This window comes from Rhizobium albus (genome assembly GCA_030160035.1).
GTDB classification, from domain to species: Bacteria; Pseudomonadota; Alphaproteobacteria; order Rhizobiales; family Rhizobiaceae; genus Georhizobium; species Georhizobium albus.
Genome location: BSNO01000003.1, coordinates 1,012,504 through 1,026,607, shown reverse-complemented (window position 1 = coordinate 1,026,607; position 14,104 = coordinate 1,012,504). Strand labels below are relative to the sequence as shown.

Sequence of the window (14,104 nt, the reverse complement as noted above, 5' to 3'; positions counted from 1 at the left end):
GGACCTATCTTCATGGGATGAGCATTCTGAACAAACCGATGGTGCGCCCGGTCAACAGGAGAATCGGCGGGATTTTCGTCGCCGCCATGATCTACACCGCAGCGCCGCTTCCAGGCTTCGGCACCGATGCACTCGCCCAATGCACTGCGCGAACCCAGACAGGCGTCGGCACCAACGCGGTTGCGCTTGCGCAGCGCTGCGGCACGACGGTCGGCGATCTGCGCCGCGCCAATCCGGGCCGTGATCTCAATCGACCGGGCCTGCTGCGCATCCCCGGCGGTCGCACGAGCGCCGTTCCGGACTCGCTGAACAACGACATCGCGCCGCGCCCCAGCGTCAACGCCACGCGCCAGGCGCCCATCGTGCAGCCGGCTCCAACGTTCCGTCAGCCCGGCGAGCCGCCCATGCGCCGAAGCAGTCTCGATACGGGCAATGCCGGTGGCAGCTATGCGATCCGGCGCGGCGATACGCTGAGCGGCATCGCCGCATCCGCAGGCGTTCCGTTGAGTGCCCTCATCCAGGTCAATCCCGGCATTCAGCCGAACCGGCTCTCGGTCGGCCAAACGATCATCCTCCCGGCGAGCTAGGCTTTCCGCGCGCCGGGAGCATCGATGCAGCCCAGGCATCGTCATCATCGGTGTCATCGGATTGATATCAGCTGACGAGATCGATCATGCGCTCGACGGCGAGGCGTGCGCGAGTGGCGATGGCGGGATCCACAGTTACTTCCTCGCGCATGTCGACGAGGCAATCGAGTATCTTCGGCAGCGTGATGCGCTTCATGTGCGGGCACAGATTGCACGGCTTGACGAATTCGACTCCCGGCACCTCGGCCTCGACATTGGACGCCATCGAGCATTCAGTCACAAGCAGCACGCGGCCCGGCCGATTGGTCTTGACGTAATCGATCATGCCCGAAGTCGAGCCGGCGAAGTCAGAAACCGCGATAACGTCCGGATGGCATTCGGGGTGCGCGATGATCTGGATCGACGGATCGGCCTCGCGATAGGCGACCAGTTCTGCCGCCGAAAAGCGCTCATGTACTTCGCAGCGCCCCTTCCACGTGATGATCTTTTTCTTGGTCTGCTTGGCGACGTTCATCGCCAGATATTCGTCGGGAATGCACAGAACCGTATCGGACTCCAGGCTCTCGACGACCGCAAGGACGTTCGAGGAGGTGCAGCAGATATCGGTCTCGGCCTTCACGTCGGCGGAGGTGTTCACGTAGGTGACGACCGGTACGCCAGGGTACCGCTCCTTCAACAGGCGCACATCGGCGCCCGTGATGGACTCCGACAGCGAGCACCCTGCGCGCATGTCCGGGATGAGCACCGTCTTTTCCGGATTGAGCAGCTTCGACGTCTCGGCCATGAAATGCACGCCGCACTGAACGATGATCTCGGCATCGACCTTCGCCGCCTCGCGCGCCAATTGGAGGCTGTCGCCGACGATGTCGGCCACGCAGTGGAAGATCTCCGGTGTCTGATAGTTGTGGGCCAGGATGACTGCGCCGCGCTCGGCCTTCAGGCGATTGATGGCGTAGATGTAGGGCGCGTGGATCGGCCACTCGATGGCCGGGATGTGGTGCTTCACCCGCTCGTAGAGATGCTCCGTCGCACGTGCGACTTCCGGCGTGAAGGCAAGCGACGGGCGCTCGGCGACGCCGAACCGCTCGGCTGCGGTCGTTGGAAATCCTTCGGCCTTGATGGCGAGTGCTGCGGGTGACATGGGCACATCCTCCGGTCCCCGGCCGCATAATGCTCAGTTTGAGCATAAGGGCGACAAAAAGAAAATCGGCAGCGCCGACACACAGCGATTTAGGCGCTCGCCGATGCGAATGCAAGCCGGTGACGTGCTTGAAGCCTTTGCGCAATCATCAATTCGCTTGAAGGTGGCATGTGAAAAAGTCGCTTCCAGAGGTTCGGGCCCTGTCCTAGAAGAATCTAAGTGCAATGGCACTCATATAGCCATCACCACACGATAAGCCGTGCGAAACAAGCGGAGCCTTCGATGAGCGACCAAGCCAAGAGCGCCTTGCAAAAGCCGGCTGCATTTCCCTGGCTGATCATCGTATCGGGTTGCCTGATCGCCATGATCGGCTTCGGGCCGCGCTCCGTCATGGGCTTTTTCCAGTTGCCCATGCTGCAGGATACCGGCTGGGATCGAACCACCTTCGGTCTCGCCATGGCGCTGCAGAACCTCTTTTGGGGATTGGGTCAGCCCTTCTTCGGCGCGATCGCCGACAAATACGGCACGTGGCGCGTGCTGCTCCTTTCCGCCGTTCTTTATGCTCTTGGGCTCGTCACCATGGCGACGGCCGATGCGCCGGTCTGGCTGCATATCGGCGGCGGCGTGCTTGTCGGCCTGGCGGTGGCTGCCGGCTCGTTCGGCGTCATCCTCGCCGCCTTTGCCCGCAATGTGGAACCGCAGCAGCGCTCTTTCGCGTTCGGCCTCGGCACTGCGGCGGGTTCGGCCGGCATGTTCGTCTTCGCCCCGATCAGCCAGGGCCTGATCGATTCGCTCGGATGGTCCGACGCGCTGGTGGTGCTCGCGATCATCATGCTCGCCATTCCGGTGCTCGCCGTGCCGCTGCGCGGAAACTCGTCATCCGGCTCGCAGAAGCAGACCGACGTCGATCAGTCGATCGCCGCCGCACTCCGCGAGGCATTCGGCCATCAAAGCTATCTTCTGCTCACCGCCGGGTTCTTCGTGTGCGGCTTCCAGGTCGCGTTCATCACCGCGCATTTCCCGGCCTATCTCGGCGATATCGGGATCGACGCCTCCTACGCGGTAACCGCCATCGCGCTCATCGGCTTCTTCAACATCATCGGCTCCATCGCGTCGGGCATCATTGGCCAGCGCTATTCCAAGCCCATCTTCCTTGCGCTGATCTATATCGGGCGTTCGATCGCGGTCACCGCCTTCCTGCTTCTGCCGCAAACGGGTTTTTCGGTGATCGTCTTTTCCGTCGCGATGGGACTGTTGTGGCTTTCGACCGTGCCGCCGACGAATTCGCTGGTCGCGATCATGTTCGGCACACGCTATCTCGGCATGCTCGGCGGCATCGTGTTCTTCTCCCACCAGATCGGCTCATTTCTGGGCGTATGGCTCGGCGGATATCTCTACGACCGGTTCGGCACCTACGATCCGGTATGGTGGCTCGGCGTCGCGCTTGGCCTCTTTGCAGCCGTGGTCCATCTGCCGATTGCCGAAAAGCCTGTGGCACGGCCGGTGCTCGCGCCCGCCGAATAGGCATCGTCACGCACTGACGGCAAGCGGCGGCTCCAGCACGGCAAGACCGGATTCCAAAAACCGGTCGACGGCTGCGGCGAGATCTGCGCGCAGTTGCGCCTCTGGCGTATTAGGGAACGCTTCCTGGAAGATATCGACGATCGTCTCGACATCGAGCGGTTTGGCAATGAGGTTCCAGAGCGCCAAGCCGACCTGGTTGAGGTGGTGGATGTCGTTGCTGTCGAGGTCGACGAGGAAGGCCGCCTGGCCCACGACCCGTGCCACCACATGGGGCGCGCGCGCGATCAGCGCCTGACCCGGCTTCGGCGCAAAGGCGAAATCATCATCGTCTGCGTCTTCATCCGGCTCCGCCGCGCGCTCGATCGGTAAAGCGAAATCTTCTTCTGGCCAGGAGGCGAACTTTGCCTGCAGGCAGGTCACCGCGTCGTCCACACGGCTGTAGACCAGACGATAGATGCCGATCGTGCCGACAAGCGCGAGATAACGGTCGAGTGTCCAGGTGCCGAGGCCGCTTTTCGTGTCCTGCAGCAGCACACGCAACAGGGCCTCATCGGGTTCAATCGCCTCGATGGAGGCCATGACACCCTCCTCGCGGCGGTCGAGCAGCACGAGTGCGCCGAGTTTCGACCGGTCGCCATGGGCAACCGCGAGCTGCGCATTGGCCGCCGGGAGATAGGTGTAGTAGCCGTCGTTTAGCAGGGCATTGGCGGCGAGGTGGTTCTTCAGTGTGTGGGGCGCGCTTTCCGGCAGCGGCAGGCGCAGGCGCGGAAGGCAGCCAGAGGCGATCGCTTCGAGACGCACGAGGTCGATCGGCAGAAGATCGTCGGCGAAAACACGATGCCCTTTAGAGGCGAGAGCTCCCACGAGGGTCGACTTGCCCGCGCGGTTCGTGGCCGGGAAAACCACGAGCCTGCCCGCAAACTCGACGGCTCCGGCATGCAGATTGCCGAGGCTGTCGTCGCTTTCCACGAAGTCGGCCATCAGTTCGACGATCAGTGAACAGATGGCGCTTGTGGGTGACGGTTCGATCCGCGGCGTGTCCATATAGCGATGGTTGAGACGAACCGCGTCGGGCGAGCCGGAAACAGTCATCAACGGCTCGCGCGACGAAAGCTCATCGCACGCGACTTCCGGCCACCCAACCAGCACGCGCTTCACATCGTCGGCGACGAATTCGAGAGGCGAAGCGAACTCGATCGGTCCCGGCAGACCCTTCAGACAGAGTAAGCGCACCGCGACCTCCAAAATTGCATGTCCATTAGCATAAGCGAAAAAGGCGTCGCCCGAACAGGCGACGCCTCCTTCATTTATGGAAAACTTACCAGCGCATATCGTCACGCATGCCGCGGAAGAAGCCACCGAGATTCTGCGGATTACGACGGCCCGACCCGCTGCGGCCACCCCAGCCACCACGGCCACCACGACCGCCAGAGCCGCGCGAACCGCCACGTCCACCAGAACCGCCGCGTCCGCCGGAACCACCGCGTCCGCCCGAACCGCCGCGGCCACCCGAGCCGCCACCGGAACCGCCACCAGAGCCACCGCCCGAACCGCCAGAAGCACGCGCTTCACGGATGCTCAAAAGGGTCGGCGCTGCGTAGGCTGCAGCAGCGGTGAGGCCAAGCATTGCAAGCATCTTGCGGCGGCCAACATTCGGCTGATCGTCTTCGACCGCTGCAGCAACCTTGCCATTCGTGTTTTGATCCGACATTGTCATCTCCTATCGTTTTTCGCAGTGTTGCCCGGTGTCGTTGGGGTCGCCCTTGGAAGCCTGCCCCCGCGTCGCCGCGGCATACTGGGAAAACGGAAGATCGAGCCGGCTATTCCCGGTCATCGCAAAAATGCGCTGATTTTCTTGTAAACCCTTGATTCGCGATAATTTTAATTGTGCAGGCGCTCACGCCGAAGGGTTGGCAGCGCGTGCGGCCTTTAGCGCTGCCTGGATAAACCCTTCGCGGGCCTCCGGCGGTTTCAGCCCGCGCGGCCCGTAAATATCGCGATCGAGGAAATAGCCCGTCATCCGAAATGCTTCCGCGAGCGCCGCCTCGTCGGCCGCTTCGGCGCCCTGCCGCGCCAGGAAATCCGGATAGGAAAACAGGCGATCCGCCCAGCCCTGCCCCGCCGCGCGCGAGACGGCGCGACCTGTCTTCGGAGAGACGAAAGCGAGGTCGGCAGTCGTTCCGGTGACCGCGCAAGCCGATAAGTCGAGGCCGAAGCCCAGCTCGTCCAGCATGGCCAGCTCGAACCGGGCAAAGAGCTCGCCTGCTTCGTGCGGCGCATGCAGGCTGTCGAGAATGATGTCGAGCGCATTGTAGAGGCGCAAATGCGGGTCACGCTCGGGAAGCAGGCGCAACAGCGCCGCCATCGCCTGGACGCCGTAGACGGAGGTCGCCGTTTCCATCAGCCGTGCGGCCCTGAGCGATACGGGCTCCACCTGAAACTGGCCGAGATGCTCATCGAGGCGGGCCCGCCATGTCACCTCGACGCGGTTGCCGGGCTGCAGCACCGGTTGCATGCGCCTGGATCGGCCGCCGCGCACCATGCCGAGATGACGGCCACGCGACTGCGTCATCACCTCGGCAATGACGCTCGTCTCACCGTGCCGGCGCACGCCCAGAACGATGGCCTGATCCTGCCACTCCATGGCGTGAGCGGTTCCTCACTCGGAAAGAAGCCGGGCAACACCGGCGATGGCAGAAGAGGTCGGGACGTCAGCTTGGGAATTCAAGGCCGATCTCGCGGTAGCGCTCGGGATCGTCGCCCCAGTTTTCGCGCACCTTCACGAACAGGAACAGGTGCACCTTCTGATCGAGGATGCCGCCGATTTCCTTGCGGGCGGACTGGCCGATCGACTTGACCGTCTCACCGCCCTTGCCGAGCACGATCTTCTTTTGGCTGTCGCGCTCGACATAGATCACCTGCTCGATGCGCACGCTGCCATCGGGCTTTTCTTCCCAGCGCTCCGTCTCGACGTGCGACGAGTACGGCAGTTCCTGATGCAGCCGGAGGTACAGCTTCTCGCGGGTGATTTCCGCTGCCAGCTGACGCATCGGCAGATCGGAAATCTGGTCTTCCGGATAATACCAGGGGCCCTCAGGCAGCGCGTTCGCCAGGAACTTCAACACGTCCTTGCAGCCGGAGCCGCCAAGCGCGGAAATCATGAAGGTCTCGTCGAACGGCACGACCGCATTGGCGGCAGCCGCCAGTTCCAGGAGCTTTTCGCGCTTCACCTGATCGATCTTGTTCAAGATCAGGATCTTGCGATGATGAATATCTTTCATGCCTTCGAGGATGGTGGCAGCATCGCCGACGATTCCTCGCTCGGCATCGATCATGAACAGGACGATGTCGGCATCCTTGGCATTGCCCCATGCCGTCGTGACCATGGCGCGGTCGAGCCGACGCCGCGGCTTGAAGATGCCCGGCGTGTCAACGAACACGATCTGGGTCGCATCCTCGATGACGATTCCGCGCACGATGGCACGCGTCGTCTGGACCTTGTGGCTGACGATCGACACCTTGGCGCCGACCAGCTGGTTCAGCAAAGTCGACTTGCCGGCATTCGGCGCGCCGATGAGCGCCACGAAGCCAGAACGCGTCGCTGCCGGGGGCGTCCCGTCTTCGGCAACCCGCTCGTCGATCTCTTCGCTCATGGACAGTTTTTCCTTATGATTTTTGTGGCCAGACGCCTTCGCGTTCCAGCATGCGCGTGGCCGCTTCCTGTTCAGCCGTGCGCTTCGATCTGCTTACACCCGTTTCGGGCTCAAGTCCCTCGATCTCGACACGGACCGTGAATTGCGGATCGTGGTCCGGCCCCGACCGATCCAGGATGCGGTAGAGCGGGGTCGAGCCCGAGCGCGCGTGGGACCATTCCTGCAGTTCCGTTTTCGCATCGCGACGCGCGGCATTCTCGCGCCTGGCGCGCTCGCCCCACAGCCTTTCGATGAAGCCACGCGCAGGCTCAAGTCCGCCATCGAGATAGATCGCCGCAATCAGAGACTCGATGACGTCGGCGCGCACGCTCGCCATGCGCTTGCCCTTCACCGACTTGATGTCGCTGCCGGTGCGGATGAACTCATGCAGTTCCAGATCGTCGGCCACCGCCGCGCAGGTCTGCGCGCTCACCAGCTGATTGAGACGCACGGAGAGCTCGCCCTCCGCTGCCGAGCGAAACGCAGTGAACAGCATCTCGGCCACGCAAAGGCCGAGCACGCGGTCGCCCAGAAATTCGAGCCGCTCGTAATTGGCGGGCTTGCCCGATTTTCCGGCCAGCGAGCTGGAATGGGTCAATGCCCGCTCCAGCCGCTCGGGCTCGGCGAAGCTGTAGCCGATCCGGTCTTCAAGACGCTCGATCTCGCCTTTGGACAGCGCCTTCGATTTCATGGCGCGGGCCTAAGGATCATTGCTGCGCGGACTGGAAGAGGCGGTCGAACCTCAGGTCGCTCGGCCAGTTCCAGAGCTCCAGAGGCGACGTGCCGGCATCCATGGAGAAGAAGATGATGTTGGCGCGGCCGACGAAATTCTCGAATGGCACGAAGCCGACTTCGAAGCGGCTGTCGGCGGAATTGTCCCGATTGTCGCCCATCATGAAGTAATGGCCGGGAGGCACGAGGAACTCACGCGTGTTGTCTCCGGGCGAATTCGGCGTGAGATCGAGCGTGTTGTAGGAGACGCCGTTCGGCAGCGTCTCGCGATAAAGCGGCACCTCCTCGCCACGGTCATATCGCCCCTCGGGTCGATAGGTACCCACCTGCTCGCGTTCGACAGCCTCGTCATTGATGAAGAGGACGCCGTTGCGCATCTGGACCGTGTCACCCGGCAGGCCGATCACGCGCTTGATGTAGTCGAGATCGGGATTGGGCGGATAGCGGAACACCGCGACATCGCCACGCTCGGGCTCGGCACCCCAGATGCGGCCTTCGAAGAGGTCCGGGGACAGGGGGAGCGAGTATTTCGAGTAGCCATAGGCGTATTTAGAAACAAAAAGATAATCGCCGACGAGCAGCGTCGGCATCATCGAACCCGATGGAATCGAAAAGGGCTGAAACAGCAGCGTGCGGATGACCAGCGCCAGAGCAAGCGCTTGCAGGATGACCTTGATGTTCTCGCCAAGGGCGCCGGATTTTTGTTTCTTGCCAGTGTCGGACACGCTCATCGGTTCCCCTGGACCGCACCTCCAGCAACGTGGAACCGGTCAATATCGTTCAATTTCCGACAAGTGCCCGCGTGAAGCTCAAGGCTTGTCGCGCACAGGCGGCGTGGCGGCTGCTCAAGTGCCTCCGGGCGACTTCTTTAACCTCTTCGCTTGAGACCGGCAACAAAGCGATGCAGGCTTCGCGGCAGCATGCCGCGGACCTAATTGCCGGAAGGGCGGGCTTCGATAACCACGAAGGCCTGCGCGAGAGGGTAGTCGTCGGTGATGGTCAGGTGAACGACGGGATCGTGACCTTCCGGCAGAAGATCGGCAAGACGTTTGGCAGCGCCGCCCAGCAATTCCATCGTCGGCTTGCCGCCCGGCAAGTTCACCACGCCCATTTCCCGCCAGTTCACGCCCATCGAAAGCCCGGTACCGAGTGCCTTCGAGCAAGCCTCCTTGGCGGCGAAGCGCTTGGCGTAAGAGGCTGCACGCTCCTTCCGGCGCTCGGAACGGGCCTGTTCCACCTCGGTGAAGCAACGCTGGATGAACCTGTCGCCGAAGCGTTCGAGCGTCTTCTCGATCCGACGGATGTCGATCAGGTCGCTGCCGATGCCGACGATCACAGAGGCGCTCCTGCCGTCGAACGCGCAATCGCCCGCGCCTCGGCCTTTTCTGCCAGCACGCGCTTGCGGCGCTTCTGAAAGGCGCGGACGCTGTAGAAGGTCAGCCCATAGAAGAAGACGCCCGATACGAATGCCGGTGGGATGCTGCCGATGAGCATGGGTTTGAGAATCGGCTGCCAGAGATGGGTCCAGTCGATACGGCTCAGCAGATCGCCGAGATTGATCGAGACATGCTCGACCTCCTGCTTGCCGCGATCGAGGATGATGTGACCGAGCTTGAACGTGGAGGCCCAGATGAAGGGAAAGGTCAGCGGATTGCCGAACGCCGTGCCAATGCCGGCGGCGATCATGTTGCCGGCGAAAACATAGGCGAGCGCGAAGGACAGCACGAAGTGGAAGCCGATCAGCGGTGTCCAGGACGCGATGACGCCTGCTGCGACACCGGCTGCAATAGCGTGCGGCGTCGCGTTCAGCCGAAGCACGCGCTTGCCGAGATAGCGCATGGAGCGGGCAAAGGACTTCTGCGGCCATACGAACAGGCGCAACCGTTCCAAAAGGCTGAGCTTCTTGCGTCTACGAAAGAGCATGTGGCGTCTTGAAGTCCCTATGCATGGCTTCTTACACCAACGCCATGCCGCTGTCCGACCTCGCGGCAGCTGCTTCCCGAAAGGAAGCCCGCACCGCTACTCATACACGCGCGCAGCAGTCGAAACGCACGCGGTTTCCTTAAGCTGCATCAAAAGCTGATTCAACTGTTTGAGATCCCACACCTCGATATCCATGAGAAGCTCGGTGATGTCGGACGCGACCCTGACGGTGGACAATGTCCGAATGTTGGCATCGCGGCCGGCGATTACCTCGGCCATCTCCGCCAGCGAGCCTGGCTCGTTCAGTGCATTGACGAGAATGCGGACCGGAAACCGCACTTTTCGCACCTCGTCGATGTCCCAGCGGATATCGATCCAGCGCTCCGGCTGATCGTCGAACCGGGTCAGCATGGGCGACTGGATCGGGAAGATCGTGATTTCCTTGTCGTCGTTCATGATGCCGACGATTCGATCGCCCGGGACGGCCCCGGCCGGTGCAAACACCACGCGGGCATTCTGGTCGACGCCGCGGATCGGAAGCGGCTCGCGGGTCCCCTCGCCTTCCCCACCCGATGCCGATGCGCCGTTGGCCGAGGCACCGTTGATGCGGCGCGCACCGGGGACACGGAAGATGACGCCTGCGGCGCTGCGCAGGTTGAACCAGCCTTCGTCCGCTGCCGCCTTGGTGATAGCGGTGCGATCTTCGATGTGTTCCGGATAAATGGCCTTCAGGACGTCCTGCGACGACAATTCGCCGCGACCGACGGCTGCAATCGCGTCCTCGACATCCTTGTGGCCGACGCGGTGGACCACCGGTTTGAAGAGTTCGCGGGTGAACTGCTTGTTGGCCCGAGCGAAATTGCGCTCGATGATGCGGAAGCCGAGGCCGGCATATTGCTTGCGCACGGCAGCACGGGTCGCCCGGCGGATCGCCGCGCGTGCCTTGCCGGTCACCACGATCTCTTCCCAGGCCGGCGGTGGCACCTGAACGCCGGACCGGATGATCTCGACCTCGTCGCCGTTGTTCAGGCGGGTGACGAGCGGCATGATACGCCCGTTGATCTTGCAGCCGACGCAGGTATCGCCGACATCGGTGTGGACGGCATAGGCGAAATCGATCGGCGTCGCACCGCGGGGCAGCGCGATCAGGCGTCCCTTTGGCGTGAAGCAGAAGACCTGGTCCTGGAAAAGCTCGAGCTTGGTGTGTTCGAGGAATTCTTCCGGGTTGTCGCCTTCAGACAGTTGCTCGATCGTGTGGCGGAGCCAGGAATAGGCGCGGCTGTCGCGCGTCAGAAGATCGCCACCGCCCTTCAGGCTATCCTTGTAGAGCGCGTGCGCCGCAACGCCGTATTCGGCGATCTCATGCATGCGGTAGGTGCGAATCTGCAGCTCGATGCGCTGGCGCGATGGCCCGACGATCGTCGTGTGAATGGAGCGATAGTCGTTCTGCTTCGGCGTGGAGATATAGTCCTTGAACCGTCCGGGCACGACCGACCAACGGGTATGGACGACGCCGAGCGCCTGGTAGCAGGAGGCAATGTCGTCGACCAGGATGCGGAAGCCATAGATGTCCGACAGCTGCTCGAAAGAGAGCGACTTCGACTGCATCTTGCGGAAGACCGAATAGGGCTTCTTCTGCCGGCCGGTGACGGTGGCCTTCAGCTGGTTGTTGGTGAACAGCGCCGTGAAGTCCTGCTCGATGGTGCGGATCAGGTCGCGGTTCTTCGCCGAAAGCTCAGCCAGGCGCTTGGTCACCGTTGCGTGCGCTTCGGGATTGATGTGGCGGAACGCGAGCTCTTCCAGCTCGTCGCGCATATCCTGCATGCCCATGCGGCCGGCAAGCGGCGCATAGATATCCATCGTCTCCTCGGCGATGCGCGCACGCTTTTCAGGCGGCACATGGTCGAGCGTGCGCATGTTGTGGAGCCGGTCGGCCAGCTTGACGAGAAGAACGCGCACGTCGTCGGAAATGGCCAGCAGCAGCTTGCGCAGGTTTTCGGCCTGCTTGGCGCGCTTGGAGACGAGATCGAGCTTCTTGATCTTCGTCAGGCCTTCGACCAGCGCGCCGATATCTTCGCCGAACAGGCCGTCGATTTCGTCCCGCGTGGCAGTCGTATCCTCGATCGTGTCGTGCAGCAGCGCCACGGCGATGGTCGATTCGTCGAGACGCATATCGGTAAGGATTGCGGCGACTTCGAGAGGATGGGAGATGTAAGGATCGCCGCTTGCCCGCTTCTGCTTGCCATGCTTCTGCATCGCGTAAACATAGGCCTTGTTGAGCAAGGCCTCGTTGACGTCAGGCTTATAGCGTTGCACGCGCTCGACGAGCTCGTACTGGCGCATCATCTTGGGTGCGTGCTCCGGTTAAACGATAGACGCCGGCGTAAAGAGAGATTTCCCCTCTTCCACCGGCGCCAATCCATCATGAAGAAATGGGGACGGCAAACCGTCCGCGCAAATCAATAGTCGTCGTTTTTCTCCGGCGGCACAAGGCCTTCGATGCCGGCGAGCAGTTCTTCTTCCGACATCTGGTCGAAGTTAATCTTGTCTTCCTCGTCTTCGGCGGAAGCGGCATCGACGGTCTCGCCAAGGCCGGCCTCGGGCGCGACGGTCGACTGTGCGGAATGATCGGGCTCCGGCTCGTCAACTTCGACGTGCTTTTGCAGCGAGTGGATGAGATCTTCCTTCAGGTCGCCGGGCGACAGGGTCTCGTCAGCAATTTCACGGAGGGCAACGACGGGATTCTTGTCGTTGTCACGATCGATCGTGATGGGAGCGCCTTGCGAGATCAGCCGAGCGCGATGGCTGGCGAGAAGAACGAGTTCGAAGCGATTGTCGACCTTGTCGATGCAATCCTCGACTGTGACACGGGCCATTGCCTGTCCTTTGCGAACATGAAATTTGCGGGATTGGGCTTTCCATACCTTCTGGGCTGTATTAATTCAAGGGAGTTATGGCTCCTGGCGTAGCGCCGGGGTCGGTCGCGTCGTTTTCAATGCCGATCTCGTTTATTTTGCCGCTGCGCTGATCATTCGTTCATTCGTTTCGAAAGCGCATGCCCATGTTCGACCCCCGCGAGAAGATCGCCCTCTTCATCGACGGCGCCAATCTCTACGCAGCGTCACGCAGTCTCGGCTTCGACATCGACTACAAGAAGCTTCTCGTCGCTTTCCAGAAGCGTGGATATCTGCTGCGCGCTTATTACTACACGGCGCTGGTGGAAGATCAGGAATATTCGTCGATCCGTCCCTTGATCGACTGGCTCGACTACAATGGCTACAAGGTGGTGACCAAGCCGGCCAAGGAATTCACCGACGCCTCGGGTCGCCGCAAGATCAAGGGCAACATGGACATCGAGCTTGCCATCGATGCCATGGAGCAGGCCGATACGGTCGATCATTTCGTCATCTTCTCGGGCGACGGCGATTTCACGTCGCTGGTCGATGCGCTCCAGCGGCGCGGCCGCAAGGTGTCGGTCGTCTCCACGCTCGCAAGCCAACCGCCGATGATCGCCGACGATCTGCGCCGCCATGCAGATCACTTCATCGACCTCGTCTCGCTGAAGGCCGAGATTGGCCGTGCGCCGTCGGAGCGGCCCGTCCGTCCGGTCGAACCCGTCCATGACGAGGACGACGACCATTGAGTGCTGCCGAAGGCGGCCTCGCCTTTCCGATCGACCCGCCGCGCGACTGCCCGCGTTGCCCTCGCCTGCGCTCCTTTATTCTTGAACAGAGAACGGTTCATTCCGACTGGTTCAACGCGCCGGTGCCGACATTCTATCCGCCGGAGGGACCATCCGCCGTCGAGCTTCTGATCGTTGGCCTTGCACCGGGGCTTCGAGGGGCCAACAGGACCGGGCGCCCCTTCACCGGCGACTATGCCGGCGATCTTCTCTATACGACGCTGAATGAATTCGGCTTCTCAACCGGAGAATTCCAGGCGCGGCCCGATGATGGGCTCACTCTGGTGCGGACCGCGATCACTAACTCCGTCCGCTGCGTTCCGCCGGAAAACAAGCCGGTAGGCGCGGAGATCGCCACGTGCCGACCGTTCCTCGCCGCAAGCCTCGCCGACATGCCGGCGCTGCGCGTTATCGTGACGCTCGGCAAGATCGCGCATGATTCAACTGTGCGGACGCTGGGCGCACGTGTTGCCGATCATCCGTTCGGCCATGGTGCGCAGAGCCAGATCGGTCAGGTCGACCTGCTCGCGAGCTATCACTGCTCTCGATACAACACCAATACCGGGCGTTTGACGGAGGCGATGTTCAAGGACGTCTTTCGTTCCGCCTATGATCGCTTGCGGTAGCAAGACAGGGCAATTTCAACGATCATTGCCGGCTGCACCGTTTGCCCCTGAAATTCCAGGGGCGATTTTCGTTATGAGACGAAATCTGGCGGCAGGATTAAGAGGCGATTAATCAGCACAAGCTGTGTGTGCGTGCATTCTGCAACTAATGCGCGCCGCGTCGCGTCCCCTTAGCAGCGTGAATGTCCACGCGGCAA

Annotated in this window: 15 protein-coding genes; 4 read left to right on the top strand and 11 right to left on the bottom strand. The window is 62.0% G+C overall.

The features are described from left to right. Nucleotides 1-17 precede the first annotated feature (17 nt). Nucleotides 18-587 carry a LysM peptidoglycan-binding domain-containing protein gene (locus QQL76_RS12545; protein WP_499207931.1) on the top strand — a complete coding sequence of 190 codons (570 nt, stop codon included), beginning with the start codon at nt 18-20 and terminating at the stop codon, nt 585-587. 67 nt (nt 588-654) lie between these two features. Here QQL76_RS12545 and nadA read toward each other — a convergent pair whose 3' ends face one another. Next, nucleotides 655-1,728, bottom strand: a complete 1,074-nt coding sequence (gene nadA, locus QQL76_RS12540) for a quinolinate synthase (protein WP_499207930.1) — start codon at nt 1,726-1,728, stop codon at nt 655-657. A gap of 282 nt (nt 1,729-2,010) precedes the next feature. On the opposite strand from nadA, the gene QQL76_RS12535 reads away from it, so the two are divergent. Further along, nucleotides 2,011-3,252, top strand: coding sequence for an MFS transporter (locus QQL76_RS12535; RefSeq protein ID WP_499207929.1), 1,242 nt, complete (start codon nt 2,011-2,013; stop codon nt 3,250-3,252). 6 nt (nt 3,253-3,258) lie between these two features. Here the strand turns inward: QQL76_RS12535 and QQL76_RS12530 are convergent, their stop codons facing one another. The 10 genes from QQL76_RS12530 to rpoZ all read right to left on the bottom strand — a co-directional run bounded on the left by QQL76_RS12530 (nt 3,259) and on the right by rpoZ (nt 12,475). Continuing rightward, nucleotides 3,259-4,485 carry a PqqD family peptide modification chaperone gene (locus QQL76_RS12530; RefSeq protein WP_499207928.1) on the bottom strand — a complete coding sequence of 409 codons (1,227 nt, stop codon included), beginning with the start codon at nt 4,483-4,485 and terminating at the stop codon, nt 3,259-3,261. An 85-nt stretch (nt 4,486-4,570) separates the two neighbouring features. Then, nucleotides 4,571-4,963 carry a hypothetical protein gene (locus tag QQL76_RS12525; RefSeq protein ID WP_499207927.1) on the bottom strand — a complete coding sequence of 131 codons (393 nt, stop codon included), beginning with the start codon at nt 4,961-4,963 and terminating at the stop codon, nt 4,571-4,573. A gap of 186 nt (nt 4,964-5,149) precedes the next feature. After that, complete coding sequence (recO, locus tag QQL76_RS12520) at nt 5,150-5,896, bottom strand: DNA repair protein RecO (protein ID WP_499207926.1); 747 nt, start codon at nt 5,894-5,896, stop codon at nt 5,150-5,152. A gap of 67 nt (nt 5,897-5,963) precedes the next feature. Beyond that, nucleotides 5,964-6,905: a GTPase Era gene (gene era, locus QQL76_RS12515; RefSeq protein ID WP_499207925.1), complete on the bottom strand. Its 942-nt coding sequence runs from the start codon at nt 6,903-6,905 to the stop codon at nt 5,964-5,966. Nucleotides 6,906-6,918: 13 nt separating this feature from the next. Continuing rightward, nucleotides 6,919-7,635 carry a ribonuclease III family protein gene (gene rnc, locus QQL76_RS12510; protein WP_499207924.1) on the bottom strand — a complete coding sequence of 239 codons (717 nt, stop codon included), beginning with the start codon at nt 7,633-7,635 and terminating at the stop codon, nt 6,919-6,921. Nucleotides 7,636-7,651: 16 nt separating this feature from the next. Continuing rightward, on the bottom strand, nt 7,652-8,407 hold the full coding sequence (lepB, locus tag QQL76_RS12505; RefSeq protein WP_126010826.1) for a signal peptidase I: 756 nt from the start codon (nt 8,405-8,407) through the stop codon (nt 7,652-7,654). A gap of 200 nt (nt 8,408-8,607) precedes the next feature. Beyond that, nucleotides 8,608-9,012: a holo-ACP synthase gene (gene acpS, locus QQL76_RS12500; protein ID WP_499207923.1), complete on the bottom strand. Its 405-nt coding sequence runs from the start codon at nt 9,010-9,012 to the stop codon at nt 8,608-8,610. Next, nucleotides 9,009-9,599, bottom strand: a complete 591-nt coding sequence (locus tag QQL76_RS12495; protein ID WP_499207922.1) for a DUF2062 domain-containing protein — start codon at nt 9,597-9,599, stop codon at nt 9,009-9,011. Before QQL76_RS12495 ends, acpS begins: the two co-directional genes overlap by 4 nt. A 96-nt stretch (nt 9,600-9,695) precedes the next feature. Further along, on the bottom strand, nt 9,696-11,945 hold the full coding sequence (locus QQL76_RS12490) for a RelA/SpoT family protein (RefSeq protein WP_499207921.1): 2,250 nt from the start codon (nt 11,943-11,945) through the stop codon (nt 9,696-9,698). Nucleotides 11,946-12,058: 113 nt separating this feature from the next. Then, nucleotides 12,059-12,475, bottom strand: coding sequence for a DNA-directed RNA polymerase subunit omega (gene rpoZ, locus QQL76_RS12485; RefSeq protein ID WP_126010830.1), 417 nt, complete (start codon nt 12,473-12,475; stop codon nt 12,059-12,061). Between the two features lie 185 nt (nt 12,476-12,660). On the opposite strand from rpoZ, the gene QQL76_RS12480 reads away from it, so the two are divergent. Together QQL76_RS12480 and QQL76_RS12475 are read left to right on the top strand one after the other, a co-directional pair. Continuing rightward, nucleotides 12,661-13,242, top strand: a complete 582-nt coding sequence (locus tag QQL76_RS12480) for a LabA-like NYN domain-containing protein (RefSeq protein WP_499207920.1) — start codon at nt 12,661-12,663, stop codon at nt 13,240-13,242. Continuing rightward, a complete protein-coding gene (locus tag QQL76_RS12475) occupies nt 13,239-13,907 on the top strand; it encodes a uracil-DNA glycosylase (protein WP_499207919.1) in 669 nt (222 codons plus the stop codon). The genes QQL76_RS12480 and QQL76_RS12475 overlap by 4 nt, the downstream gene beginning before the upstream one ends. Nucleotides 13,908-14,104: the final 197 nt, after the last annotated feature.